Genomic DNA, 24,487 nt, shown 5'->3' on the forward strand with positions numbered 1-24,487 from the left:
CAGAACGGGACAATGAGCAAGCTATATTTCCGCTACGGCGCGATGAACAGCGGCAAGAGCACGGCCCTACTTCAGGCTGCATTCAACTACGAAGAGCGTGGTCACAGCGTGCTGCTGGCGAAGCCTCAGGTCGACACGAAAGGCGACGCAGCGATCGTCTCACGGCTGGGGGTCACTCGTCCGGTCGACTTCACTGTGGCGCCAGACGAAGACATCCTGCAAAAGTTTCAGAGCCAGCGAGCCGCGGTTATCGCGCGCACCGGCTCGACCGTGAGCTGCCTGCTCGTCGACGAGGCACAGTTTCTGACAGAGGGCCAGGTCGACGACCTGCTCAGAATTGCCATTCTCGAGAACGTCCCTGTGCTCGCGTACGGCATCCGCACGGACTTTCAGACCGTGGCGTTCCCGGGAAGCCGCCGACTGCTCGAGATCGCACACTCCCTCGAGGAACTGAAGACGATCTGCCGCTGCGGACGCAAAGCCGTCTTCAACGCGAGGCGTGTGGGCGATCGCTACATCTTCGACGGCGACCAGGTCGCGATCGACGGGGTGGATGTCGCGTACGAATCACTGTGCGGATCCTGTTACCTCGACGAGAGCGACGGCGTGCTCAACAATGGCTGGCGCCCCAGGGCCGAGTTCAGCTACGGCAGCGCGCCGGATCCAGACTTCGCCTAACCGCCTCGATGCGGCTCCGTCCCCACCCCCATCCTTCGCCGACCTTGCGCAAACCGTCGGAATGGATGCTCGGATAGCGACAGTTCGCGCAAAGTCGGCAGCGGCACCGCCCAACAAAAAACGGCTGAACCCCCATCACTGAGGGTTCAGCCGTTTCACGATGTCCTGAGACATCACATGTGTCGGGGTAGCGGGATTTGAACCCACGACCTCTTCGTCCCGAACGAAGCGCGCTACCAAGCTGCGCCACACCCCGATCGCCAGCGCCGAAGCGCGGACTCATCAAGAATAGCTGAAATCTCGGCCGGTCAAAGTCACAACCACTGCTTCGGGCGGGCAGGCGAAGCGAACCGGTGCATAGATCGATGTGCCGATGCCGGCACTAACGTTCAGGTACGCCGCTTTGCGGGCGTGCTGCCAGATGCTCAGGCCCTTTGCCTGCTCGCGAGGGATGTCGCAGTTCGTCACCAGCGCAGGCTGCCCGGGGATGCAAACCTGACCGCCGTGGGTGTGACCGGCGAAGATCATCTCGGCGCCGTAATTGACGAACGAGTCGAGCACTCGCCGGTATGGGGCGTGTGTCACGCCGAGTGACACGGATTCGGGACCGTTGGGCTCATCCTGCCATCCCACGTTCTCGCGCATCTCCTCGATGGCGCCGGGGAGCTGGTCGAGTCGGTCCCATCCGCGGTGCGCGTCGTTGGTCCCGAAGAATTCGAGGCGTGAGCCGCGCATCTCGATGGCCCGAGCCTTGTTGTTCAGCGAGAGCCAGCCGAGCTGGTTCTCGAAATATGCCTCGAGGCGATCAATATCGAGGTTGGCGGCACGGGAGGGTTTACTCGATGGACCAGTGAAGTAGGAGAACGGGTTCTTGAGTTGCGGGCCGAAGTAGTCATTCGATCCGTTGACGAATACGCCGGGAACACCGGCGAACACGTCGAGCGCGTTGATCACGCCGTCAATCCCGTCGGGGTGTCCGAGGTTATCGCCGGTGTTGACGATCAGATCGGGCTCGAGCAACGCCAGCGAGCGAACCCAGTCCTGCTTGAGTGACTGCCAGGGCGCCATGTGCAGGTCTGACAGGTGCAGCACGGTGAGCGGCCGCGCACCGGGTTCGAGAACGGCAGCCGTCTCGTAGCGGATGGTGAAGCGGTTGCGTTCGACGAGTGCGCCCCACGCGAAGGCAGCAGCACCCGCCGCAGCGGCGACACCGAGTGCCGCGCCAGCAACCTTCACGGGCGTGGGACTCACGGGCAGCTGACCTTGCCAACGCCGAGTGTCACGGGCGTTCCTGGCACTGTCGGTGCTCCCGCCGCCGGGTCGCTCGATTGCACCTTGCCCACGCGGGGATCGGATGGCAGGACGGGGCCGGGGCCGGACGACGGCGCCAGCACGACGCACTGCTGGCTGACCGAAGAGTAGCCTGCGGCCTGCACCTGGGACTTTGCATCATTGAAGTCGTTCGACTTCCCGTCACCCACCACGTCCGGGAACGGTATCTTGTTACCCTTGCTGGTGTAGACGGTGATGGTGACGCCCTTGGCGGAGATGGTTCCGACGGAAGGATCTGTGCCTACGACCCTGCCTGCTTCGACATCGGAGTCAATAGCGCCGCCATCGGCGTAGGAGAATCCGAGCCCCTCGAGAATCGTGCGTGCCGCACTCGCTGTCAGCCCGGCAACGGGAGGAACGGTCTGTCCTCCTCCGGTCATCAACTCTGGGTCTGGGGCCGGCCAGTCCGCTCCGCCGTACTTGGCGTTGAGCGCGCTAACGGTCGGATTCATGATGTAGTGCCTGAGGCGGATACCTGACACTCCGGCATACCCACTGTCGAGAATGTCGTAGTCACCAAAGATGTTCCCGACCCAGACGACCGTGCCCGCCGTTGAGGTGCCGGTGGCCATCCACGTGTGGTTTGCGCTGTCGGTCGTTCCGGTCTTTCCGAAGATCGGAATTCCGTCGTCAGGATTCGAGTAGACCTGGTTTCCGGTCACCATGACGCCCTTGAGCACATCAATGGCGGTGTCGGCGATGTTCGCGCTGATGGCCTGACGGCAGTCTGGAGTCTGCCCGGTGACGGAGGTGCCATCCGGCATCGTCACCTTGTCCACGATGATCGGCTTGCAGTAGAGGCCATTCGCAGCGATGGCAGCATAGGCAGCCGCCATGCTGAGGGGCGTGACGGTGTTAGTTCCGATGATTGAGGTCGGGTTGGTCTCAAGAGGGTCGCCGTCGGCTCGCTCGACCCCGAGGCTCGCAGCCACGTCGCGAATATCACACAGGTCGAGCTGCTTGGCCATGGAGAAGAACACACCGTTGACCGAGTTCACGGTGCCGTTTCGCACGGTGTAGGTTCCGGCCTCGCCTGCGTTGTTCTTGAAGGAGAACGTCCCGCCGCTCAACTTGTCGCCACACGCCGTGTAAGAGCTAAAAGGTTCACGTGAATTGGGGCTACCGCTCACCCTTTCCTCGACGCCATTGCCAGCCTTGAGCCAGTCGAGGAGGGTGAAGACTTTGTAGGTCGAGCCCGGCTGGAATCCGGAAGATCCACCGTATTCGTAGCTCGTGTTGAAGTTGACTGCCGTTGCGATCGAGCCGGCGCCCTCCGCGGTGTCGTCGAAGAGCTTGTTCTGCGTCATCACCAGAACCCGACCGGTGTTGGGCTGCACGGTCGACGTTGCACTGCCGAGTTCGAAGCCGGTCTCGGTGTTGGGAGCGTAGGTCCATGTCGCATTCTGCGCCGGAATTTGCACATCCAAGTCGAGGGTGGTGTACAGCTTGTAGCCACCAACCTTCCAGTTGGCATTGCGCTCCGCGGCATTGTTGCCGAGGAATTCGAAATCGCCCACGCTCTTGACAACGTAGTCGCAGAAGAACTTGGCGTAGTCGTTGGCGGCGATACAGCCGTTTACGGCCGGCTTCGGGTTGATGGTCGTTTCGTCGACCGGAGTGGCGATCGCCTCATCCCGTTCGGCCGCAGTGATGTTTCCTGCGCCGTACATGGAATTGATGATGTAGTCACGTCGGTCTTTATTCGCCTGGAAGTTTTCGGGGTCACCGAGATTTCGCACGTTCGGATATTGCACGATGGCGACGAGGCTGGCCGCCTGAGCGATGTTCAGATCGCTGGCGTTGATGCTGTAGTAGCGCTGCGATGCCGCCTGAATCCCGTAAGTCGCATTGCCGAAGTTCGCGATGTTGAGGTACGCGGTGAGAATTTCCTTCTTCGTGTACTTCTTCTCGAGCCCGATCGCCTGCTTCATCTCTTTCAGCTTGCGGTCGAACGATTCTTCCTTCGACTTCTCGTAGGCGGCGTCGCGCTCCTCCTGCGTGGGCAGGTTCTCTGCCTCAGCGGTACCGATGTTTTTGACGAGCTGCATCGACAGCGTGGATGCCCCACTCTCGACCTGGCCTGAGCTCAGGTTGGCAAGCGCTGCCCTGACCACGGATGACACATCGACGCCCCCGTGCTCGAAGAAGCGGGCGTCTTCACCATCGACCGTGGCGTCCAGAGCGAATTTCGAGATCTCGTCGTAGCCGACCTCTTCGCGGTTCTGGTCGTAGATGGTCGCGATCAGCGTCGTTCCGTTGACGTTGCCTTCGCCCGTGTAGGTCGCGTAGATCTCGTTGCGCTGCGACTGCTGACCGATGTTGATGTATTCGGGCAGGCTGTCGAAAACGCCGATGGTGCTGGAGGCGGTCACACCAGTGACGGCGATCGCCGGGGCAACCATGACGGTTACGAGGATTCCGGAGAGGACGCTGAAGCCGAGGAGTCCGGCAATACCGGAAACGACGCCTCTACGGGGGGGGTTTTGGGCAGACATAGAATTAGGGTACGGGACGATCCCGTATTAGAAGCTGAACGGAAGCCGACAAATGCCCCAGTGGGAGTACCTCACGACGCCGCTCATCATCCACAACACCTCCGCGATCCTCAATAACTGGGGCTCAGAGGGGTGGGAGCTTGTGCAGGTGGTGACCGGACCCGAAGGTGGACTGGTCGCCTATTTGAAGCGACAGAAAGAAGAAATCTGATGTCACAGTTGGATGATCGGCTCGCCGAACTCGCCATCACCATCCCAGCCGTAGCCAAACCTGTCGCGGCATACGTGCCGGCAGTGATCTCGGGAAACCTCGTGTTCACCTCAGGCCAGCTGCCCTCGGTCGACGGGAAAGTGGCGGTAACGGGCAAGGTCGGCGCCGAGGTGGACGCCGAGACGGCGAAGTCTCTGGCGCGCATCTGCGTGCTGAACGGACTCGCTGCGGCCCAGAGTGTGCTCGGTTCGCTCGACAGGATCACCCGTGTGGTGAAAGTCGTCGGTTTCGTGGCATCCGACCCCTCGTTCACCGGCCAGCCGGGCGTCATCAACGGCGCGTCAGAACTGCTCGGTGAGATCTTCGGTGATGCTGGCATCCATGCGCGCAGCGCCGTCGGGGTTGCCGTCCTTCCGCTCGACGCCCCGGTCGAGGTCGAGTTCCTGTTCGAGTTCGCGTGACCGAGGTCTGGTCAGACGGCCAGGCCGGATCCAGTGCAACGGCGCACGATCTTGATCTGAGCCGCTACGACGACGCGCTCGCTGGCGTCACCATTCGTGGGCGTCGACTCGTGCAGGACAGCCGGACTCTCGAGCCGGGCGACATCTTCGTCGCGCTCGGGCGCCCGGGCGCTCCGGCCTTGCCGTGGGTGCGCGACGCGCTGGACCGTGGCGCCTCTGCCGTGCTGGTGGATGCGACGGAGGCGACGAGCGAGCTTCCTGAGCACGTGTACGGCGTGGCAGAGCTGAAGACAGTGCTGGGCCGGATGGCCGACGACTTCAGCGGGCATCCCTCTCGGGCAATGACCATGGTGGGCATCACCGGCACAAACGGCAAGACTTCGACCGCGCATCTGCTCACCCAGGCCTGGAAGGCGCTCGGAACCGAGTCGGCGACCATCGGAACGCTGGGTGCCGGGGTCACCGGCGATCCAAGGATCAACATGGGTATGACGACGCCGCAGGTGTCGACCGTGCATCAATTTCTCGCAGACTTCGTCGCGAGGGGCGTTCAGGATGTCGCCATGGAAGTGAGCTCCCATGCCCTCGAGCAGGGCAGGGTCGATGCGGTGGAGTTCGACATCGTCGCCTTCACGAACTTCACCAGGGATCACCTCGACTATCACGGCACGATGGAGGAGTACGCCCGCCAGAAGGCGAAAATCTTCACACTGCCGGGCATCATCGCCGCCGTCGTCAACATCGACGACGCGTTTGGGCTCGAACACTTCGGAAAGATTGCCGAAGGGATCCGCCGCATTGGGCTGAGCTCTCACGGGCATCCCGACGCAACGGTATCGGCCGAGAACGTGCAGCTCACCACGCAGGGAGTGCGGTTCGACCTCAGAATCGAGGGGACCCGTCACGCGGTAGCGAGCTCGCTCATCGGCAGGTTCAACGTCGACAACCTGCTCGCTGTCGCCGGCGTGCTGTACGCCCAGGGGGCGGCTCCGTCGGTCATCGCCGGGCTGCTGGGCCCGCTCACACCGGTGGTGGGCCGGATGACCCGTATTCAGCCGTCGCCGTTGCTGCCCCTCGTGGTCGTTGACGCCGGTCACACCCCTGACGCGGTGCAGCAGGCTGTCACCGCGCTGCGGGAGTCTGGCCACTCGCGCATCGTGACGGTCTTCGGTGCAACCGGGGATCGAGATCCCGGCAAGCGCCCCGAGATGGCCCGAATCGTTGAGGCCGGCTCCGACCTCGTGATCGTGACGGATGACGACGTCCACTTCGAGGACGGTGACCGCATCCTTGACGACATCCGCAAGGGTTTCGAGCATCCCGAGCGTGTCGTTGAAATTCGTGACCGCGCGACCGCGATCGCCTACGCGATCGATGCCGCCGGCCCGGACGACGTCGTGCTGCTCCAGGGCAAAGGGCACGAGCCGTACCAGATCATTGGCGACGAGCGGGTGCCGTTCAGCGATCTTGACACCGCCGAACGGCTCATCGGGGACAGGCTGCTGAAACTATAAGGTCATTTCATCTTGTCGGAGATGATCTGCATCACCGAGGTGTCTGCGAGCGTCGTCGTATCGCCGATCTCGCGGCCCTCGGCGACGTCCTGAAGCAGCCTCCGCATGATCTTGCCTGAGCGGGTTTTCGGCAGCTCAGACACGATGAACACCTGTCGTGGCCTGGCGATGGCCCCGATCTGCTGTGCAACGTGAGTGCGCAGCAGGGCGGATGCTTCATCCACCGTGTGGTCAGCAGCCTGCTGCGACTTGATGATGACGAACGCGACAACAGCCTGGCCGGTCGCCTCGTCGGCAGCACCCACCACGGCCGCCTCGGCGACCATGTGGTGCGACACCAGGGCAGACTCGATCTCCTGCGTCGAGAGCCGGTGACCCGAGACGTTCATCACATCATCAACGCGACCGAGCAACACGATGTCGCCGTCGGAGTCGACATGCGCGCCATCGCCGGCGAAATACTTCCAGTTGCCATCCTTCGAGAATCGCGACCAGTAGGTTTCCCTGAAGCGCTCGGGGTCACCCCAGATGCCGCGCAGCATGGCGGGCCACGGCTCGGACACCACGAGCAGCCCGCCCTGGGGTGGGTCGACCCTGGTGCCATCCTCGCCGAGGATGTCGATCTTCACGCCGGGGATGGGAACCTGCGCCGAACCCGGTTTGAGGGTGGTGAGACCCGGCAGCGCCGAGATCATGATGCCGCCGGTTTCGGTCTGCCACCACGTGTCGACGATGGGCGCGGTACCTGAACCGATGACATCCCGGTACCAGATCCAGGCTTCCGGATTGATGGGTTCGCCCACCGAGCCGAGCACGCGGATCGAGCTGAGATCGAATCCCTGGGGGATCTGCCTGCCGAGCTTCATGAACGAGCGGATCGCGGTCGGCGCCGTATAGAAAATCGACACCTTGTACTTTTCGATGAGCTCCCACCAGCGACCCTGGTGGGGAGTGTCTGGGGTGCCCTCGTACATCAGCTGGGTCGCGCCGTTCGCGAGCGGCCCGTAGACGACGTAGCTATGGCCGGTGATCCAGCCGACGTCTGCGGTGCACCAGTAGACGTCAGACTCGGGATGAAGATCGAAGACGTTGCGGTGGGTGGAGGCGACCTGCGTCAGGTAACCCCCACTGGTGTGCAGGATGCCCTTCGGCTTGCCGGTCGTGCCCGAGGTGTAAAGCACGAATAACGGATTCTCAGCCTCGAACCCCTGTGCTTCGTGCTCGGCGTCGGCCTTGGCCAGCTCGTCGTGCCACCACAGGTCGCGACCCTCCGTCCATTCCACATCGTTATCGCCGCGCTTCACGACAAGCACGTTGGTGACGGTGGATGTGCCGTTCTCGAGCGCGCCGTCGACAGCAGCCTTCAGCGGGAACACCTTGCCCTTGCGCCAGCCGCCGTCAGCGGTGATCACGAGCTTGGCGCTGGCGTCGTCGATTCGGCTGCGCAGGCTTTCGGAGCTGAATCCTCCGAACACGACGGAATGGACTGCGCCGAGCCTGGCGATGGCGAGCATCGCAATGACAGCTTCCGGGATGACGGGCATGTACACAGCGACGCGATCGCCCTGGCCGATGCCGAGCGCGGCGATCGCATTGGCGGCGCGCTTCACCTCGGCGGTCAGCTCGGAATAGGTGTAGCTGCGGCTGTCGCCGGGCTCACCCTCCCAGTGGATGGCCACGCGGTCGCCGTTGCCCGCGATGACATGGCGGTCGAGGCAGTTGTACGCGACGTTGAGTTCCCCGTCGCCAAACCAGCGGGCCACCGGTGGGTTAGACCAATCCAGGGTCTCGGTAAAAGGTTTGTGCCAGTGCAGCAGCTCTCTGGCCTGATCGGCCCAGAACGAAACCCGGTCTTCCCTGGCGTCGTCATAGATGGCGGGGCTGGTCACCGAGGCCGCAGCAAATTCAGCGCTTGGCGGGAAGCGGCGGGTCTCTTGGAGCAGGCTGTCAATCGAATTGGTGGACATCAGATCCTCGTCGATCTCACGGTCTGCCAGGAACCGCGAACAATGTGTACAAAAGCGAACTCCTAGATACTAGCGAAACTCTCATTGCGCGCCCGGCTTGTTGCGATACAATTGCACAGCCAAAGTCACATTTGGCTGGTAGCGCAAGTGATTCCCCCCAATCCCGCGCTACCGTGGCGGCGCCCGTTCCCCCCAATGGGCGCCGCCCCTCTTTAAGCCCAGTTTTTTAGCGGCAGATGTCGCCGGTCTCTCGTCGTCCACAGGATGCTGATCCGGTCGTCCTGCACCTCTGTCACAGGCCTGCTCCTTGAGGGTGCCCCACACGATTACCGTGCTGGCATGTCCTACGACCAGGTGACGGCCCCCTTCGTAGCGACGCGTCCCGGAGTTCCTGCGATCACGGCAGCACGGCCCGGCATCGCCGATTTCGGTCCCCTCGAGGGGCTACTCGCAGATCCTGCTGTCACCGACGTGTTCGTCAACGGCGCCAGCGCGGTCTGGGCAGACCGCGGCGGCGGGTTGGAGAGGCAACCGACGATGGGTTTGCTCGAGTCCGAGTTGCGGGAGTTCGCCGTGCGCCTCGTCGGTCTCGGCGGGCGTCACATCGACGAGTCCAGCCCGTGTGTCGACACCCGCATCCATGACGGGATCAGGGTTCACGCCGTTCTGCCCCCGATCTCTCCCCAGGGAACGCTGCTGTCTATTCGCATTCCGCGGGAGCGGCCGCTGTCGCTCGACGAGCTGGAGGCTGCGGGTTTCTTCGAACAGGTGCCGGCCTCGGTCGTGCGCGCTCTGGTCGCTGGGCGTAAGAACCTGCTGATCACCGGCGCCGGGGGCAGCGGCAAAACAACCCTGCTCTCTGCCCTTCTGGGCGAGGCCGCGGTCACCGAGCGCATCGTGGCGATCGAGGATGTCAGCGAGCTGAGGGTGCGGCATCCACACTTCCTGTGTCTCGAGGCGAGACAGGCGAACATCGAGGGGGCCGGGGGAGTGGGGCTCGCCAGACTGCTTCGAGAAGCGCTGCGGATGCGCCCGGACCGGCTGGTGCTGGGCGAATGTCGCGGCGCTGAGATTCGCGAGCTACTGGGAGCGCTCAACACCGGGCATGATGGTGGCGCAGGAACCCTTCACGCCAACTCCCTGGCCGACGTTCCGGCCAGGCTCGAGGCGTTGGGCGCGCTCGCCGAGCTGAGCGCGACCGCCGTGGCGCGCCAGGCTGTCAGTGCCATCGGCTGCGTGCTGCACCTCGAGCGCCACGCCGGGGTGCGCAGGCTCGTTCAGGTGGGCACGTTATTGCTCGATGACCGTGACCGGCTGGTTGTTGTGGAATCCGCGTGAGGCTGCGCTCTGCCAGAGGACCGCAATCGCCCGTGCCGCTCGCCGAGGTGGCAGCGGTGACACAGCGGCTCGCGGTGTTGCTGGCGGCCGGGGTAACGCCGGCGTCCGCCTGGCGCCATGTCGCTGCATCCACCGGCTCGACCGTCGCGGCGAGGGTGGCGGCCGCCCGTGATTCAGAAACCGCCGACGCTGTGGCCAAGGCGGCCTCGGGGCTCGACCCGCTCGAGAGCGGCGCGTGGCGTGGGCTGGCTGCAGCGTGGACAGTCGCCACTCGGGCCGGAGCGCCACTGGCCCCCTGCCTCAAACGCTTCTCCCAATCGCTGCGCGACCTTGCCCAAACGCAGCGCGACTCGAAGGTCGCGCTCGCGGGGCCGATTGCGACGGCCCGAATGGTCGTCGTGCTTCCCGCCGTTGGGGTACTTTTTGGCATGGTTCTGGGCTTCAACACCCTGGCCACGCTGTTCACGACGCCCATCGGGTGGGCCTGTCTCGCCGTCGGCGGCATCCTCATCGCGGCTGCGTTGCGGTGGAACCGAAGCCTGGTGGCAAAGGCAAGACCGACCGATGCCACCCCCGGCATCGGCTGCGACCTGATGGCCATCGCCGTCAGCGGTGGCAGCTCCCTGGACAGCGCGCGGGCGATCGTTGACGAAACCGTGACGCGCTTTGCCCTTCCCGGTATCAGCGGTGTCGACGAAGTTCTCGAACTGTCACGAAGCGCGGGGGTGCCCGCCGCCGAGCTTCTGCACAGTGAGGCAGAAGAACAGCGCAGGGTCGCCACCGCACACGCACAAGAAAACGCGGCAACGCTGACGGTGACGTTGATGCTGCCCCTCGGGTTGTGCATCCTTCCCGCATTCATGGTGCTCGGTGTCTTCCCGCTTCTGGTCACCGTCATCTCGTCAACCGCAGGCACGTTCTGAGTTTTTCTGCCGCGGAGGGAGGCAGAGCGATACTCTGGCCGAATCATGGCTGCGACACCCACGAGCACGAGCGACACCCTCATGCGTGACGTTCTGGTCTGGGATGTGCGCACCTGGTCTGTCGCCGTGGACCTGTGGGACACCGCACTTCCCCAGACGGAGTCGCCGCTCACGTGCCTCGAAATCGGCGCCGGACCGGGAGGACCGTCGCTCTGGTTGGCGCTGCGGGGGCACCACGTTGTCTGCTCCAACCTCGCAGACACCCGACTCCTGGCGGAGCCACTCCATGAGAAATGGGGAGTGACCGAGAACATCGAGTATCGCGATGTCGATGCCACCGCACTTCCCTACGAGAACCACTTCGATGTGGTGATCTTCAAGTCCGTGCTGGGCGGCATCGGGCAGCTGCAGGCCGAGGCGATGGCTCAGATTCTGAAAGCGCTCAAGCCCGGTGGACGACTTCTGTTCGCCGAAAACATCCGCGGCACAATTTTCCACCGGATTGCGCGATCGATCGCGTACAAGATCCGGGGATCGTCCTGGCACTACCTGACTCTGGCCCAAATGACGGCGCTGCTGGATGGTTTCTCGTCGGCGACGATTCACTCCCATGGGGTGCTGGCCATGTTCGGCACCACCGAAGTCAGACGCCAGGCGCTGGCGGCGGTCGACGACCGGATCCTGAATCGCATCACACCACGGTCGTGGAAATACGTCAGCTACGGCGTCGCCACCAAGTAGCACCTGCTCGTTCCCAGCGCACACTCCCTCGACGATCTGCACAGATCGTCGATGCGGCTGCGGTCTCTCTGCCCATCGGGCGAGACTCGATGTGCTCGGCCAGAACAGGAAGTGCACATGACAAAGCTGGCGAAACTGCTGCACGACAAGGTGCTGCACGATGAGGAGGGAGCGGCGACCGCTGAGTACGCCATCGCGACGATGGCAACTGTTGGACGTTTAGGGCGTACTTCAGTGGGCGTAAAGGTCACCGAAAGCGCGTTCAAGGGCGATTAGGTGCAGCATTGCTCCTCGTCGCACGCCTGCCATTGGGTGCTTAGCGTGGTAGCGGAAGACCATCACTTTCTTGTCATCGCCGACCACCGCGGGCAACGTCATCTTCAGTTGGTCGACGGGAATCATCTCGAAACCTAGTTGGTACTTCCCGGATGTTTTGATGTCGGCCCAAGTCATCGACGCCAGCGACTCAAGCACAGCCGCAAAGGATGCCTTTTGATCCTTCGACATCTTCCTTTGTTTCACCCCGAATTTCGGGTCGAGATGCTGCAGGCAAAATGTCGGATGATGCGACTCGTAATCGGGGGGTGAGTCGTACGGGAGGGTCCGATCACCGAAATCCGGTCGTACCGACGGTGCCGTTTTGTCAGTTCCGCGAGCCAACGATCAGACCGGTCGCGCTTCAGACCAAAGGCTTCCGAAATAACGCTCCAACGCTGCAGTGGGAATTGTGGTCTCCCTGACCCCGTCCTGGTAGGTGTCCTTCCAAGGAGCTTCGTTGTGCGTCATCTCACGAAGAGCCCAAGCGCTGCGCGCGCCGTGCGTCTTCCAGACCGCTGCGAGCCACCCCGAGGTATCCCTGTCGATGCTGGAGAAGTCAAACTCGTCCTCGAACTCGATAGCGTTGCTGCCGAATTTTTTGAACTCGTGATAGACCGCAGGGACTACAGGCCCGTGGCCCCATGCCTGAATTGGGTCCCCAAACAGCGGATTCCCATCGTGGTTAGCAATGTAGTGGCCCTGGGCGTAGTAGAGCAGCTTTTGAAGTTTGAGGTTCGAAATAACGCCTTCTTCATCGAAGCGCGCCCAAGCAAGGAACCAACGCGCGATCGTGGAGGCTTCATATGGTGCTGCTGTAGTCATGGGAGTTCACCTTCTCGTGGGTGGCTGTGGGTGAGGTGGCTGGTCGGTGGCGTTTCCCAGCGAAGGTTTCGGCGTCCTGTTCGAAGGAACCGTGCATAGTTCAGTTTATTCCTGTACCACTCCGAGGCTAGCCCCCAATTGGGCGCGTTGGATACCAGCTAGACCAGCGACAGCCCGCACTCCGGGCACCTCCAGGCGATCCCGAGCCGTTCGCCGGTCGGCTCCATCCTCACGAGGCAAGCCGGACAATTCGGGGTGTCGAGGTCGTCGAGGTCCATCCGGCGATCATCCTCCGAACCCGTCCCCACGCGAGCGAGTTCTCCACAGCACGAAGAAACCCCCCGGTATCCACTACCAGGGGGTTTCTTGTGTCGGGGTCCGGTCCCATCTCAAGGCATGGACCGCCGACATTGGCCGGACCCCGGGCTCGTCAAAGCGGGGTCCGGAGCTCGTTAGTCGCCGTAGGCGGGGCCGCTGTCCCGTCTCGGGCGGCTCGCCCTCTGGCGGCGGAGGGCGATCAAGTCGACTTGCTTCTCGGAGGCCGAGCGCGGGTCGGCGTTGACGGCCTCGCGTGCCGCTTCCACTTCGGCGAGCCGACCGAGGCGGCGCATTGCGCGATCGTCACGCTCGCGTGCCTCGTTGAGGGCCTCTATTTGTTTCTTCGTAGTGTTCATGGTGTTCTCCTTCGGATTCGGTTGGGTGGGTTGGTCGGCGGTTCCGCTCGCCTCTAGTCGTCGTCCTCGTCGTCGCCGTAGTAGCTCGACACGCTCCACGCCCGAGGGCGTCGGGCTTGGCGACGGAAGGGGGAAACCGGGGCAAGCCCGGAAACTTCTCCCTCGTGCCCCTTCTCCGGCTCCGGGGTGTCGCCCCCTACCGGGAAGGCCTTGACGGTGTCCGGCTGGACGGGGAGCACCGGCTCGCGCCAGGGCGAGGCCGCTAACTCCGCGTTGATCTTCGCCCCCCACTTCTCCAGCCGGTCCCGCATCTTCTTCGACGGCTTGGTCGGCTTCGCGTGCCTCGCCGCCTGGACCTCTCCGGCGAGCGCGACGGCGTCCGCGTCGGTCAACGGGGCCGGGGCTGTGATCGGCTCACCACTGGCGAGGAGGGCGCGCTCGCGGCGGAGAGCCTTCTCCCCCCGGCGGAGGTTCCACTCGGCCTCGTGGAGCCGGAGACGCTCGTCGCGGTTGAGCTCCTCGTAGCGCTCGCGGTCCCGGACGACCCCGAGTCGCGCCCCGGCGAGGATGCTCCCCATGAAGGCGTTCTCCTCGATCTGCTCGTCCCGCCATGCCGCGTTACGGATCGCCGCTCTCGGGTTGTCTTGTCGAATTGCTCTAGGCATCTTGTGCTCCGTTCGGAATGTCGAGCCCGAGGAGCTTCGAGCGCTGCGCCTCGGTCTTGAGAATGAGTGAATAGATTCCGTTTCGGATCGTCTGGGAGGACGCGAGGCGGAGGTCGTCGTTGAGGCGGCGGAGAACGTCGTCGAGGCGGTCCTCGACTTGTGCCCGGAGCTCCTCGGCCGCCTCGGCGGACAGGCGAGCGTATGCCAGGGACGCGAAGCTCTGCGCCTGCCAACCGGATACCCCGAGGGACTCGCCGATCGCCTCGTAGCTGTGACCCTCCCGCCGCATGACAAGAGCCTTGAGGACCTTCTGCCCGTCCTCGGAGACCCCGGCGGGGGCGAGGACGACCGTGCTCGAAGTCTTCTTGTTCTTGCTCACAGCGCACGCAACCGATTGACGATCACGTCGAGGGCGTGGTCGAAGCGTTGGATCGCCTCGTCAAGCTGGACCCGGCCCTCGCCCCACTGAGCCGTGACGTGCCCGTAAGGGAGGTCGGCGGGAGCGAGGAGCTCCAGCACCCCCATGCTCGTCTCAAGGGAGGCGTACTGGAGTTGCATCTGACGGAACGCGAGAGCCAGCTTGTCGCGGGCGAGCTCGGCGTCTTTGCGGCACAGCTTCTGCCACTGGACCTTGTGGGCCGGGATCGACTCCCGGAACGCCGAGTGAGCCTGAGCGAGCACGAGCCTCCCCGGCTGGAGCCGCGCGTTCGCCTTCTTGAGCTCAATCTCGGCGAGGGTTTGGAGCTCAGTGGGGTCGTGGTCGGCGTCGTCCTTTCCTTCCTCGTAGAGGGCGGCTGTGCGCGCCTCGTCGGCGCTCTGAGCGTCAAGGAGTGCCCGCTCCGCGAGGGCAAGCCCCTGCCCGTTGCGGACAGTGCGGTCGTAGGCATCCACGAACGCCTGGAGGCGCTCCTTGATCGCCGGGATCGGAACGTCCGCCGGAGCGGGTCCCGAGTAGTTGATATTGAGGTCTCGGTCGATAATTTGGATCATTTTGGGTTGCCTTTCGTTGGGGATGGGTTAGAGGTTGTCGGCGTCGAGTTCGAGACCGGGGGCGAGCGTGTACCTGGAGCCGTTCAGGACGACCTTCCCGGTCTTGTGGAGGGCGTTCATTGCGTCGTAGGACGTTTTGCGGTTCATGCCGCCCTCAATGAGAAGGTCACGCCACTGGACGCGGGTGGAGCCGCCCTCTGAGAAGGCCGAGATAAAGGTCCCGAGCGCGACCTCGACCGACGGGGCGAGACGTGCCGCGTCGGTGCCGCCGCCTCCCGAGCCTTGGATGATCGCCGAGTCGCCGCGCTTCACGATTTCGAGAGTCGCGATCGGCCCGCTCACCCCGTCTTTGGATTTGATCGTCTCGAACTTGATCGAGGGCGACTCCCCGCTCAGGCTGTGGATTTGGTCCATTGCGCCTCGGAGGGCGGAGCTCCCTCGGAGGTCGCCGCCTTTACCGAGGTGATGAACGAGGACAATCGAGGCGCCTCGGCGGGCCTTGCGGATCGTGTCGGCGGCGGCGATGACGACGGACATACTCGTCGCGCTGTTTTCTTCGAGCCCGGGAGAGACCCTCGCGAGGGTGTCCACGACGATGAGGTCGATCGCGTTGTCGGTCACGAACCGAGCGAGCTCCTCAACGTGGGCGGAGTTGCCGAAGTCGGGCGCCGTCGTGAGAAACGTGAGAGCGCCCTCCGGGAGGGTCATCTTCCATGCGTCCTCGACGGCGCGGAGCCGGGCGCCGAGACCGGCCTCGCCCTCTCCGGCGATGTAGAGGACCTTTCCCTGTTGGGCCTTGCGCCCGAGAACCGTCCCGCCGCTCGCGACGGCGACCGACTCAAGGAGCGCCAGATGGGTCTTGCCCGCGCCGGGGTGACCGGCGAGCATGATCGTGCTCGCCTTCGGGATGATGCCCTCGACGTGCCACTCGTTGACGGGCATATCCGCGAGCTCGTCGCTGGAGAGCATCATCGAAGCGAGCGAGGGCAGACCGGCGGCTTCTTCTGCCCGGGCGCGTCGCAGACCCTCGCGGAGTGCGATCTGACGCTCCATCGACTCATTGGCGAGGCGGTCGCGCTGCGAGTTGTGATCGAGCTCTAGGCGCTTCGCGTTGTCCTCGTCGCGAGCCGTGCGAGAGCGGACCTTCCGAGCCTCTACGGCGTCCTTCCAGATTCGGGCCACGACCTTGTCAGGCAGGCGATCGATCCCGGCCTCGACCTGATCGGACTCGAAGCGCCGGAGGGCCTTGAGCGCGCCCTCCTTGCTCGTGGCGGTCTCGACGAGGTTGTCGGCCTGGAGTTCGAGCATGAGGCGCGAGATACCGAAGTCGGGCGAGTCGTAGTCCTCGGACCCGCCCGGTCCCCGTTGCTGGGCACGAGCGGCCGAGAGGAGGTCCGCGACAGTGAAGTCTGAACCGCTGGAGAGACCGGCTTCGTCCAAGAGACGCCGGAGCCGCGCCTCACGCTCTGGGGCGAGGTTGTCGGCCCCGCTCGGGACCTCGGCGAGGACTTGAAGCGCGAGGGCGTCACAGGCCGCGAGAGCGTCGACGGGTTGGTCGTCGCTCACGAGGTGGGCTCCGGGGGGCGGGCGGGACGGGAGTTGAACGCCGCGTTAACCCGGCGTGCCTGATCGACGCGGAGAAGGAACACGGCCTGTTGGCGGCGTGCCGTGGTCGAGAGCTCCGGCCATTCCTTGTCGACTTGCTCGAAGTAGCTCTCCAGGTCGGCGGGGGTGAGCCCGGCTCCAGAGTCGGTCGCGGTGACCTTGCGACCACGGCGGACGAGGCCAAGGGTTCTAAGCTCCTCCTCGACAACCTCGGGGGCGGTGCCCTTCTTCGCCGCCTTCTTGCGGTACTTCGCGATGAAGTCGGCCCGGAAGGGCTCCTCCTTTTCCAGCTTGGCTCGCTTAGCCGCGTTCGCTTTCGCGCTCCGGGCTTCCCGCTGAGCGGGCGTCATGCGAGCGGCGGCGGCGAGGCCCCCTTTACGTCCCGTCTCGGCGTCGAACATCAGCGAGCACCCCCGCCGAGCAGCGTCGAGAGACGGGAGGACTGTGCGCCTGAGAGTCGAGGGGCACAGTCGACGACGCGAGAGACAGCGTCGCTGTCTGACGAGGCGGACCCCTCGGCTGCTTCTGAGGGGGTTTGGTAGCGGTCGAACATGGCGGACCCTTTGCGGATCGCCGTTCTAGTGGCTAGCTGAATTTACAACGGTCACCCCGAGGGGGCATTTCTTACGGGTGTTCATTCCGGACCGGTACGCCTCAACAGAGGCGAGCAAGACCAAGGTACCACCGAAAGGCGGGTGTCGACCTTGCGTACCCCCGTCTTTCCGGGGATTTTCGGTTATCTACCAAGCAGGCAAGCCCGGAAACTGTTGGTTGTCTACAAAGGGTGTTGTCGGTCCTGTTCTTGGTCCTCGATCCCCCTTCTATGCCTGTGCCGTCACCGTCACGTCTCACCTCCCCCTATAGGGGGGGGGAGGAGAGGGTGACGACCTAGGTGACGACCGTCCGCACTCTTCCGCACTTTCCCGGAAACATGCGGAATCTGGAGGGTGACGACCAAGGTGACGACCGTTACACGGGTAGGTGACGACCTAGGTGACGACGACCCAAAATCACCAAGGTCGAAGGTGACGAATTCCAAGCTGGATAGACCTCCTGTAGAGGCAAGGGACCCCGCTCGGGAGCTCGGACCGGGACCGGGACCCGGAGGGGAACTGCTAGGGCTCGTTACCCTATTCGTCCCCAGCGCCCGCGCACGCCCTCGGACCCTCCCGCGCACGCCCTCGGAACCTCCCACGAACCGACACGGAGCCCGAGGAAGAGCCTGATTGACCTCGATCTGGACCCGTTCAATTACGCCCGCCGTCCGTTCGCGGTCGCCGTCGTCATCCGGGCGTAGAGGGTGGCGGCGGTCGACCGTATTGTGAGGCGTACAACCCACGAGAGATTGGACACAACATGGCAACTAAGCACGAGGCAGAAGCTGCGCTCTACACCGCGATCGCGAAAGTAACCGAAGACCTGGAAGCGGAAGGTGTCCGTTCACCGGGTCGCGCAAAGGCACTTGAATCACTCGCACTCGCATACCGATACGTCTTGGGCGGACCGCAACCAGGGGGAAGTTCCGGCTCCCGCGCGGAATAGCGCCGTCGTCATCCGGGCGTAGAGGGAGCCGCTATTCCTTCCACAGAATGTCGGTCGTCGAGGCCATGCGCTCCATCGTCTGCGAGCGCCCTCCCTGGCCGACAGTGTGGACGACTACGGTCATGAGGGTTTCTAGGACGGCGCGCTTCCGAGCGAGCGAGAGGCCCTCCCAGAGCGCGGCCACGTCGACGGCGTCGACTATGTCCCCGAGCACGTCGACGCGTCCCGCCTCGGTCATCTGGGAGTCGATCGCCGCGAGCTTCTCTCGTAGCGACCGGATCGAGGCGCGGGCGTTCTCGGTCGTGAGGGTGCCGTCTGCCACGAGCTCGACGACACTGTCGAGGCGGGCGGACAGGGCGAGGCGCTCGGCCCGGAGGGCGTCGGCGTCGGGGCGGTCCTTGTCGAGGAGGAGCTCGACGGCGTCCGGGCGGGAGAGCCGCTCGACGATGACGGACTCGACGAAGCGGTCCAGCGGGTCGCCCCGCCTCATGAAGTGCGCCATAGAGCGGCACCGGTACGAGTGGATGCCAGCCTCGCCGCCTCCGGCCCTCACGGGCTCGTAGCAGACCCCGCACACGGCGAGGCCGGAGAGAAGCCACTTCCGGGCCACCTTGCCCCCGTTGTCGCGCCGTCCGCCGTTGCCGAGGACCTCCTTCGCCGCGAGCCACGTCTCCTCGCCGACGATCGCCTCCCACGCGCCCTCGACGCACTGATCGCGAGTGATCGTTTCCTGGTCGTAGGTTCCCCACCCGCCCTCGGGAGGCGTCGGTAGGAGCGCCGCGTAATACGGGGAGAGAAGAATCCGTCGGACAGTGGTCGGCCGGAATGGCACGCCCTCGGGGTGATTCTTGTACGGAAGGGTTCGGCGTCCGCGTTCGTTGAGGTCCCGAGCGATCGAGCCGAGCGGCACTCCGGCGAGGAACTGCTCGAACATGAGCCGCACGTCCGCCGCTCGCTCCTCGTCGAGCTCGTAGGCCTGGACGGTGCCGCGCTCGGCCCGCTCCTTCGTCGACACCCATCGGTAGCCGTATGGCACGCGGCCCGAGGTGGGGACTCCCTTGGTGCGCCGGTCGCTATTGGCGAAGACTCGACGCTCTGCCTTGACCTCGCTCTCGTTGCGAGCGACGGCGGTAAGCACGTTGGCAATGAGCCGCCCGGACGGGGAGGCGAGGTCGACCTCGCCGTCTGTGGTGACCGTGGCGACCTTGGCGGCCGTGAGCGCCTCCAGAGCCGACAGGGAGCGCCCGAGCCGGTCGAGCTTGCGGACGATTAGAACGTCGAACTTGCCCGCCCTAGCGTCCCCGAGCATCCGGTCGAACGCGGTCCCCTCGCCGCGCGCCTTGTATCCACTGACATTGTCGTCGACGTAGCGCTCGACGACGGGGTAGTCGCGGGAGGCGGCGAGAGCCGTGCAAGCCTCGATCTGCCGGTCGATCCCGAGAGGCTCGGCGACGGATTGGCGGGCGTAGATTGCGGCTCGTAGCGGCGCGGGGTTCTTCGTACTCATGACTCGTCTTCGTCGTCCTCGTTGAGGGCATCTAGCGCCTGCGCGCCAATAAGGGCGAGCCTGCACACGGCTTCATGGTCCGCAGTGCGCAATACGGCCAACGCTGCCTCATCGCCCGCGTGACTCCACACGTCTTTAGACGCGTTCGCGTCGTACTGTTTCTCGAATGCGGCGTACGAGGCGTTGTTCGCCTCATGAGCAAGCGCCATGGCGAGATCATCGGGGCGGTTCCGGAGGGAGTCGATATCATCGTTCATGCCCCAATACTGCCTTATACGTCCGACCATGGCGGCGGTGGGATTCGCAGGTCTTCTGGTCGTGATCATGCGATCAGATGAGGTGCGGGGGATGCTCACCGACATCATCCGCACGGCGCTGTCGATTCCGGGATGACCGCCCGGGCTCGCGGCAGGCGACGCGCACGCGATGACGGCGGCAGCGTGACCGCAGAGTTCGCGGTGACGATGCCGGCGGTCATCCTGTTGCTCGCCTGCTGCTTGTCTGGCGTGCAGGTGGCAGCCCAGCAATTGCGATTGCAGGATGCCGCGGCCTCCGCCGCACGCTCCCTCGCGCGGGGCGACTCGGCGGCCGCCACGGTCGCACGTCTGGAGCCCGGCGCCAGCGTCACCGAGCGCTCGGATGGTGAGCTCGACTGCGTCACGCTCACGACCCGATCGACCGGCGTCGTGGGGGTCATCGGAGGATTCACCTTGGCGGCCAGCAGTTGCGCACTCGGCGGGGGCAGGTAATGCGGAGACCAACGGTGCGGGTGCTGCGCTCAGACGCCGGGGCCGGGTCAATCCTTTCTGTCGCGATCATCGGTGCCGTCACGGCTCTCACGATGATGCTCGCACCTCTCTATATAGGAGTCATGGCGAGACGGACGGTTGCCGGGGCGGCGGATGCCGCGGCGCTCGCCGCGGCAGACACCGCCATCGGAAGAGTGCCGGGCGTGCCGTGCGACGCCGCGGCCGCCGTCGCTGGCGCGAACGGCGCATCCATCGTCTCGTGCACGGTCGATGGGCTGGTCGTCTCCGTCACTGCAGAGAGGATGGTGCTGGGGATTTCTGTGACCGCAGCGGCGACGGCTGGCCCCGCCGACTCAACTGTGAATTAGGTGACAGTGCGGTTGGGGTGTGTATGGTGTCGCTGACGGGGGCAGTTGCGCCTTCTCGTTCGTTCCAACCCAAGGAGTACCGTGCCCGGCACGAAGAAACTCGTTATCGTCGAGTCGCCCACAAAGGCAAAGACGATTGCCCAGTACCTCGGCGATGGCTACGAGGTGCAGTCTTCTGTTGGCCACATCCGCGACCTCATCGAGCCGAAGAATCTGCCGCCGGAGCTCAAAAAGGGCACACTCGGCAAGTTCTCCGTCGATGTCGAAAACGGGTTCGAGCCCTACTACGTCGTCTCCGACGCGAAGAAGAAAACCGTCGCCGACCTCAAGAGGGCGCTCAAGAGCGCCGACGAGCTCTATCTCGCAACTGATGAGGACCGCGAGGGCGAGGCCATCGCGTGGCACCTGCTGCAGGAGCTGAAGCCGAAAGTGCCCGTGCACCGCATGGTCTTTCACGAGATCACCAAGGAAGCGATCAAGCACGCGCTCGACAACACCCGCGAGCTCGACACGGCCCTGGTCGATGCGCAGGAGACCCGTCGCATCCTCGACCGTCTCTACGGTTTCGAGATCTCGCCGGTGCTGTGGCGCAAGGTCGGCCCCGGCCTCTCCGCCGGCCGCGTGCAGTCGGCAGCGACCAGGCTGGTCGTCGACCGCGAACGCGAGCGCCTCGCGTTCGTCACCGCAGGATACTGGGATCTGATCGCCCAGTTCACACCGAAAACGGCGCCCCAACAGTTCGAATCACGCCTCGTGCGCCTCGACGGAAAACGCATCGCCGCGGGTCGTGACTTTGACGACAAGGGCGTACTCAAGGGCGACGCCACCATCGTGGACGAGCAGGCAGCCCAGACTCTCGCGGAGGCACTGCGCGACCCGAAGACTGCCATCACGGTCAAGAGCGTCGAGTCGAAGCCGTACACGCGTCGTCCAGCAGCGCCGTTCACCACCTCGACTCTGCAGCAGGAGGCCGGGCGCAAGCTCAGGTTCTCGGCGCGACAGACGATGAGCGTGGCGCAGTCGCTGTACGAAAACGGCTACATCACCTATATGCGTACCGATTCACCCACGCTGTCACAGCAGGCGATCGACGCTGCGCGCAACCAGGCGCGAAGCCTGTACGGCGCCGAAACGGTTCCAGACAAGCAGCGCGTGTACTCCGGCAAGAGCAAGAATGCCCAGGAGGCGCACGAGGCGATCCGCCCGTCCGGCGACACGTTCCGCACTCCGAGCGAGGTGGCGTCTTCCCTCCGTGGCAACGACTTCAAGCTCTACGACCTCATCTGGAAGCGCACGGTGGCGTCGCAGATGGCCGACGCGAAGGGCTCGACCGCGTCCATCACCATCGGCGCGGGTCCGACCCCGGCGGGTTCGATCGCCGAGTTCGTCGCCACCGGCACGATCATTACCTTCCGCGGTTTCATGCACGCGTACGAGGAAAGTCACGACGAGGAGCGCAACGAGGCGGCCGAGCCGGCCGAAGCCAAACTTCCTCCGCTCACCGAGGGCCAGTCCCTGACTCTCGTCGAGGTCGAGGCCAAGGGCCACGAGACTTCAGCGCCTCCCCGCTACACCGAGGCCAGCCTCGTCAAGACTCTCGAAGAGCTGGGTATTGGGCGCCCGTCGACCTACGCATCCATCATCTCGACGATCATCGACCGCGGCTATGTCACGCCTCGCGGCCAGGCACTCGTGCCCAACTGGATCGCGTTCTCAGTGGTGCGACTGCTCGAGGAGTACTTCGCCGACCTGGTTCAGTACGACTTCACCGCGGGCATGGAAGACGACCTCGACCGCATCGCCGGCGGGGAGGCCGACCGGGTCGAGTGGCTCACCGGTTTCTATTTCGGCAGCGAGAAGCACCGCGGCCTGCGCACGGTTATCGACAACATGGGCGAGATCGACGCGCGCGAGATCAACTCGATCAGGATCGCGGATGACGTCACCCTGCGCATCGGCAAGTACGGCCCCTATCTCGAGGCGCCGGGCGACGACCCGGAGACCCCGCGGCGCGTCAACATCCCTCAGGAACTCGCTCCAGACGAGCTCACGGCCGAGAAGGCTCGCGAGCTGATCGACGCCCCCGTGGTTGGCGATCGCGTGATCGGATTGAACCCCGAGAACGGCAAGGAAATCGTGGCGAAGGACGGACGGTTCGGTCCGTACGTGACCGAGCTCGAGCCAGAGCTGCCTCCGGTCGAACCCGAATACGTGCTCGACAAGAAGACCGGTGAGCTCAAGGAGAAGAAGGCCAAGAAGGTCGCGGTCGTAAAGCCGCGGACGGCATCCATCTTCAAATCGATGGATCTGGCCACCGTTGATCTCGACACCGCGCTCGCGCTGCTGTCGCTGCCCCGCGTGGTGGGAGTCGACCCCGAGAGTGGTGCCGAGATCCTGTCGCAGAACGGTCGGTTCGGTGCCTATCTGAAGAAGGGCACAGACACCCGCTCGCTCACCTCGGAAGACCAGATCTTCGAGATCGATCTTGCCGGCGCCCTCGAGCTGTTTGCCCAGCCGAAGTACGGCGGGCGGGCGGCATCCAGTGCCCTCAAGGAATTCGACGCAGACCCGGTCAGCGAGAAGCCGATCAAGATCAAGGATGGCCGTTTCGGCGCCTACGTGACCGACGGCACGACCAATGCGACGATCCCGCGCGGCGAGAACATCGAAGACATCGACTTCGATCGTGCCGTTCAGCTGCTTGCCGACAAGCGCGCCAAGGGGCCGGCCAAGAAGCCAGCCGCGAGAAAGCCCGCCGCCAAGAAGCCCGCAGCGAAAAAGCCGGCGGCCAAAAAGCCTGCACCGCGCGCGACAGCCGCGTCGAAGGCTGCGGGCGGCGACACCGCCGCCAAGAAGCCGGCCGCTCGCAAACCGGCAGCGAAGAAGACCGCTTCACCGCCGGCCCCTGCCCCAGCTCCGGCCGAATAGTGGCCGGGCTATTCATCACACTTGAGGGTGGTGACGGGTCGGGCAAATCAACGCAGTCTCGGATTCTGGTGGAATGGCTCGAGCAGTCCGGGCGTACAGTCGTGGTCTCACGTGAACCGGGCGGAACCGACCTTGGCCTCGAACTGCGCGAGATCGTGCTGCACCGGCGCGGGGAGATCGCTCCGCGGGCCGAAGCGCTCATCTACGCCGCAGACAGGGCCCACAACATCGCCACGAAGGTGCGCCCCGCTCTCGAGCGAGGTGACATCGTGGTGCAGGATCGCTACCTCGACTCCTCGGTCGCGTACCAGGGCGCTGGCCGCGTTCTCGGCGGTGATGAGGTGCGTGAGGTGTCGCTGTGGGCAACGGAAGGGCTGCTGCCCGACCTGACCGTGCTTCTCGACCTGCATGAGGACGCTGGCAAGGGCCGCCTGGCCGACTCACGCACGCGCTACGACCGACTCGAGGCCGAGGCGACGGAATTCCACGGGCGTGTGCGCGCCGGCTATCTCGAACTGGCGGCGGTCGAGCCCGAGCGATTCCTCGTGTTGGATGCCAGGGACACCGTCGAGGCCATCTCGGATGCGATTCGCGCCAGGGTCGAGGCGCTGCTCTCGAACTGACGGGAGCTGCGGCAACCGGCATCCGCCGCAGTCTGC

General features: G+C 64.5%; 26 protein-coding genes, 1 tRNA gene and 1 pseudogene. 14 read left to right on the forward strand and 14 right to left on the reverse strand.

Annotation, left to right across the window (positions count from 1 at the left end):
• Positions 1–12: 12 nt before the first annotated feature.
• Positions 13–678, forward strand: a complete 666-nt coding sequence (locus QMG83_RS03315; protein WP_283503928.1) for a thymidine kinase — start codon at positions 13–15, stop codon at positions 676–678.
• Between the two features lie 182 nt (positions 679–860).
• On the opposite strand, the gene QMG83_RS03320 is transcribed toward QMG83_RS03315, so the two are convergent.
• From QMG83_RS03320 to QMG83_RS03330, 3 genes are all read right to left on the reverse strand, one after another.
• Positions 861–934 (reverse strand) — tRNA-Pro (locus tag QMG83_RS03320).
• Positions 935–960: 26 nt separating this feature from the next.
• Positions 961–1,929, reverse strand: coding sequence for a metallophosphoesterase (locus QMG83_RS03325; protein ID WP_283503929.1), 969 nt, complete (start codon positions 1,927–1,929; stop codon positions 961–963).
• Positions 1,926–4,505: a transglycosylase domain-containing protein gene (locus QMG83_RS03330; RefSeq protein ID WP_283503930.1), complete on the reverse strand. Its 2,580-nt coding sequence runs from the start codon at positions 4,503–4,505 to the stop codon at positions 1,926–1,928. The genes QMG83_RS03325 and QMG83_RS03330 overlap by 4 nt, the downstream gene beginning before the upstream one ends.
• 52 nt (positions 4,506–4,557) lie before the next feature.
• Here QMG83_RS03330 and sp36 point away from each other — a divergent pair, with 52 nt between their 5' ends.
• From sp36 to QMG83_RS03345, 3 genes are read left to right on the forward strand one after another with little or no spacing between them, the layout of a single operon-like run.
• Entirely contained in the window at positions 4,558–4,716 is a 159-nt protein-coding gene (sp36, locus tag QMG83_RS03335) for a Sp36 family protein (protein ID WP_283503931.1), read from the forward strand.
• Positions 4,716–5,177, forward strand: a complete 462-nt coding sequence (locus QMG83_RS03340; protein ID WP_283503932.1) for a RidA family protein — start codon at positions 4,716–4,718, stop codon at positions 5,175–5,177. Before sp36 ends, QMG83_RS03340 begins: the two co-directional genes overlap by 1 nt.
• Positions 5,174–6,691 carry a UDP-N-acetylmuramoyl-L-alanyl-D-glutamate--2,6-diaminopimelate ligase gene (locus QMG83_RS03345; protein ID WP_283503933.1) on the forward strand — a complete coding sequence of 506 codons (1,518 nt, stop codon included), beginning with the start codon at positions 5,174–5,176 and terminating at the stop codon, positions 6,689–6,691. Before QMG83_RS03340 ends, QMG83_RS03345 begins: the two co-directional genes overlap by 4 nt.
• 2 nt (positions 6,692–6,693) lie before the next feature.
• Here QMG83_RS03345 and acs read toward each other — a convergent pair whose 3' ends face one another.
• Positions 6,694–8,658, reverse strand: a complete 1,965-nt coding sequence (gene acs, locus QMG83_RS03350) for an acetate--CoA ligase (protein WP_283503934.1) — start codon at positions 8,656–8,658, stop codon at positions 6,694–6,696.
• A gap of 339 nt (positions 8,659–8,997) precedes the next feature.
• On the opposite strand from acs, the gene QMG83_RS03355 reads away from it, so the two are divergent.
• From QMG83_RS03355 to QMG83_RS03375, 5 genes are all read left to right on the forward strand, one after another.
• On the forward strand, positions 8,998–9,996 hold the full coding sequence (locus QMG83_RS03355) for a TadA family conjugal transfer-associated ATPase (RefSeq protein ID WP_283503935.1): 999 nt from the start codon (positions 8,998–9,000) through the stop codon (positions 9,994–9,996).
• A gap of 56 nt (positions 9,997–10,052) precedes the next feature.
• Positions 10,053–10,919 (forward strand): type II secretion system F family protein, encoded by an 867-nt coding sequence (locus QMG83_RS03360; RefSeq protein ID WP_283503936.1) that lies wholly within the window; start codon positions 10,053–10,055, stop codon positions 10,917–10,919.
• A 45-nt stretch (positions 10,920–10,964) separates the two neighbouring features.
• Positions 10,965–11,660, forward strand: a complete 696-nt coding sequence (locus tag QMG83_RS03365; protein WP_283503937.1) for a class I SAM-dependent methyltransferase — start codon at positions 10,965–10,967, stop codon at positions 11,658–11,660.
• 117 nt (positions 11,661–11,777) lie between these two features.
• Positions 11,778–11,936 (forward strand): hypothetical protein, encoded by a 159-nt coding sequence (locus QMG83_RS03370; protein ID WP_283503938.1) that lies wholly within the window; start codon positions 11,778–11,780, stop codon positions 11,934–11,936.
• Positions 11,937–12,006: 70 nt separating this feature from the next.
• Positions 12,007–12,156, forward strand: a complete 150-nt coding sequence (locus tag QMG83_RS03375; RefSeq protein ID WP_283503939.1) for a hypothetical protein — start codon at positions 12,007–12,009, stop codon at positions 12,154–12,156.
• Between the two features lie 167 nt (positions 12,157–12,323).
• Here the strand turns inward: QMG83_RS03375 and QMG83_RS03380 are convergent, their stop codons facing one another.
• From QMG83_RS03380 to QMG83_RS03420, 10 genes are all read right to left on the reverse strand, one after another.
• Complete coding sequence (locus QMG83_RS03380) at positions 12,324–12,800, reverse strand: Panacea domain-containing protein (RefSeq protein ID WP_283503940.1); 477 nt, start codon at positions 12,798–12,800, stop codon at positions 12,324–12,326.
• A gap of 158 nt (positions 12,801–12,958) precedes the next feature.
• A complete protein-coding gene (locus QMG83_RS15400) occupies positions 12,959–13,078 on the reverse strand; it encodes a zf-TFIIB domain-containing protein (RefSeq protein WP_349357312.1) in 120 nt (39 codons plus the stop codon).
• Between the two features lie 174 nt (positions 13,079–13,252).
• Positions 13,253–13,474: a hypothetical protein gene (locus QMG83_RS03385; protein ID WP_283503941.1), complete on the reverse strand. Its 222-nt coding sequence runs from the start codon at positions 13,472–13,474 to the stop codon at positions 13,253–13,255.
• A gap of 53 nt (positions 13,475–13,527) precedes the next feature.
• Positions 13,528–14,139 (reverse strand): hypothetical protein, encoded by a 612-nt coding sequence (locus QMG83_RS03390; RefSeq protein WP_283503942.1) that lies wholly within the window; start codon positions 14,137–14,139, stop codon positions 13,528–13,530.
• Positions 14,132–14,518, reverse strand: a complete 387-nt coding sequence (locus QMG83_RS03395; protein ID WP_283503943.1) for a hypothetical protein — start codon at positions 14,516–14,518, stop codon at positions 14,132–14,134. The genes QMG83_RS03390 and QMG83_RS03395 overlap by 8 nt, the downstream gene beginning before the upstream one ends.
• A complete protein-coding gene (locus QMG83_RS03400) occupies positions 14,515–15,129 on the reverse strand; it encodes a hypothetical protein (RefSeq protein WP_283503944.1) in 615 nt (204 codons plus the stop codon). The genes QMG83_RS03395 and QMG83_RS03400 overlap by 4 nt, the downstream gene beginning before the upstream one ends.
• A gap of 27 nt (positions 15,130–15,156) precedes the next feature.
• On the reverse strand, positions 15,157–16,695 hold the full coding sequence (locus QMG83_RS03405) for an AAA family ATPase (RefSeq protein ID WP_283503945.1): 1,539 nt from the start codon (positions 16,693–16,695) through the stop codon (positions 15,157–15,159).
• On the reverse strand, positions 16,692–17,135 hold the full coding sequence (locus QMG83_RS03410; protein ID WP_283503946.1) for a hypothetical protein: 444 nt from the start codon (positions 17,133–17,135) through the stop codon (positions 16,692–16,694). Before QMG83_RS03410 ends, QMG83_RS03405 begins: the two co-directional genes overlap by 4 nt.
• Positions 17,136–18,307: 1,172 nt before the next feature.
• Positions 18,308–19,783 (reverse strand): recombinase family protein, encoded by a 1,476-nt coding sequence (locus tag QMG83_RS03415; RefSeq protein WP_283503947.1) that lies wholly within the window; start codon positions 19,781–19,783, stop codon positions 18,308–18,310.
• Entirely contained in the window at positions 19,780–20,040 is a 261-nt protein-coding gene (locus QMG83_RS03420; protein ID WP_283503948.1) for a hypothetical protein, read from the reverse strand. Before QMG83_RS03420 ends, QMG83_RS03415 begins: the two co-directional genes overlap by 4 nt.
• Before the next feature lie 25 nt (positions 20,041–20,065).
• On the opposite strand from QMG83_RS03420, the pseudogene QMG83_RS03425 reads away from it, so the two are divergent.
• From QMG83_RS03425 to tmk, 5 genes and pseudogenes are all read left to right on the forward strand, one after another.
• A pseudogene (locus QMG83_RS03425) lies at positions 20,066–20,176 on the forward strand (DUF4244 domain-containing protein); the annotation flags it as partial.
• Positions 20,173–20,532, forward strand: a complete 360-nt coding sequence (locus QMG83_RS03430) for a TadE family type IV pilus minor pilin (protein ID WP_283503949.1) — start codon at positions 20,173–20,175, stop codon at positions 20,530–20,532. The pseudogene QMG83_RS03425 and the gene QMG83_RS03430, both read left to right, overlap by 4 nt.
• Positions 20,532–20,900, forward strand: a complete 369-nt coding sequence (locus QMG83_RS03435) for an Rv3654c family TadE-like protein (RefSeq protein ID WP_283503950.1) — start codon at positions 20,532–20,534, stop codon at positions 20,898–20,900. Before QMG83_RS03430 ends, QMG83_RS03435 begins: the two co-directional genes overlap by 1 nt.
• Before the next feature lie 81 nt (positions 20,901–20,981).
• Positions 20,982–23,828, forward strand: a complete 2,847-nt coding sequence (gene topA / locus QMG83_RS03440; protein ID WP_283503951.1) for a type I DNA topoisomerase — start codon at positions 20,982–20,984, stop codon at positions 23,826–23,828.
• Positions 23,828–24,451, forward strand: a complete 624-nt coding sequence (gene tmk / locus QMG83_RS03445; protein ID WP_283503952.1) for a dTMP kinase — start codon at positions 23,828–23,830, stop codon at positions 24,449–24,451. Before topA ends, tmk begins: the two co-directional genes overlap by 1 nt.
• Positions 24,452–24,487 lie beyond the last annotated feature (36 nt).

This window comes from Salinibacterium sp. G-O1 (assembly GCF_030063305.1).
Lineage (GTDB): Bacteria > Actinomycetota > Actinomycetes > Actinomycetales > Microbacteriaceae > Rhodoglobus.

What these genes read in the sequence shown, in the direction of transcription:
- QMG83_RS03355 (WP_283503935.1), top strand. Translation starts at nt 8,998, where the DNA reads ATGTCCTACGACCAGGTGACGGCCCCCTTCGTAGCGACGCGTCCCGGA.
- QMG83_RS03365 (WP_283503937.1), top strand. Translation starts at nt 10,965, where the DNA reads ATGGCTGCGACACCCACGAGCACGAGCGACACCCTCATGCGTGACGTT.
- QMG83_RS03430 (WP_283503949.1), top strand. Translation starts at nt 20,173, where the DNA reads ATGACCGCCCGGGCTCGCGGCAGGCGACGCGCACGCGATGACGGCGGC.
- QMG83_RS03380 (WP_283503940.1), bottom strand. Translation starts at nt 12,800, where the DNA reads ATGACTACAGCAGCACCATATGAAGCCTCCACGATCGCGCGTTGGTTC.
- QMG83_RS15400 (WP_349357312.1), bottom strand. Translation starts at nt 13,078, where the DNA reads ATGGACCTCGACGACCTCGACACCCCGAATTGTCCGGCTTGCCTCGTG.
- sp36 (WP_283503931.1), top strand. Translation starts at nt 4,558, where the DNA reads ATGCCCCAGTGGGAGTACCTCACGACGCCGCTCATCATCCACAACACC.
- QMG83_RS03315 (WP_283503928.1), top strand. Translation starts at nt 13, where the DNA reads ATGAGCAAGCTATATTTCCGCTACGGCGCGATGAACAGCGGCAAGAGC.
- QMG83_RS03390 (WP_283503942.1), bottom strand. Translation starts at nt 14,139, where the DNA reads ATGCCTAGAGCAATTCGACAAGACAACCCGAGAGCGGCGATCCGTAAC.
- QMG83_RS03330 (WP_283503930.1), bottom strand. Translation starts at nt 4,505, where the DNA reads ATGTCTGCCCAAAACCCCCCCCGTAGAGGCGTCGTTTCCGGTATTGCC.
- QMG83_RS03410 (WP_283503946.1), bottom strand. Translation starts at nt 17,135, where the DNA reads ATGTTCGACGCCGAGACGGGACGTAAAGGGGGCCTCGCCGCCGCCGCT.
- QMG83_RS03415 (WP_283503947.1), bottom strand. Translation starts at nt 19,783, where the DNA reads ATGAGTACGAAGAACCCCGCGCCGCTACGAGCCGCAATCTACGCCCGC.
- QMG83_RS03340 (WP_283503932.1), top strand. Translation starts at nt 4,716, where the DNA reads ATGTCACAGTTGGATGATCGGCTCGCCGAACTCGCCATCACCATCCCA.
- QMG83_RS03435 (WP_283503950.1), top strand. Translation starts at nt 20,532, where the DNA reads ATGCGGAGACCAACGGTGCGGGTGCTGCGCTCAGACGCCGGGGCCGGG.
- QMG83_RS03370 (WP_283503938.1), top strand. Translation starts at nt 11,778, where the DNA reads ATGACAAAGCTGGCGAAACTGCTGCACGACAAGGTGCTGCACGATGAG.
- QMG83_RS03385 (WP_283503941.1), bottom strand. Translation starts at nt 13,474, where the DNA reads ATGAACACTACGAAGAAACAAATAGAGGCCCTCAACGAGGCACGCGAG.
- acs (WP_283503934.1), bottom strand. Translation starts at nt 8,658, where the DNA reads ATGTCCACCAATTCGATTGACAGCCTGCTCCAAGAGACCCGCCGCTTC.
- QMG83_RS03400 (WP_283503944.1), bottom strand. Translation starts at nt 15,129, where the DNA reads ATGATCCAAATTATCGACCGAGACCTCAATATCAACTACTCGGGACCC.
- QMG83_RS03420 (WP_283503948.1), bottom strand. Translation starts at nt 20,040, where the DNA reads ATGAACGATGATATCGACTCCCTCCGGAACCGCCCCGATGATCTCGCC.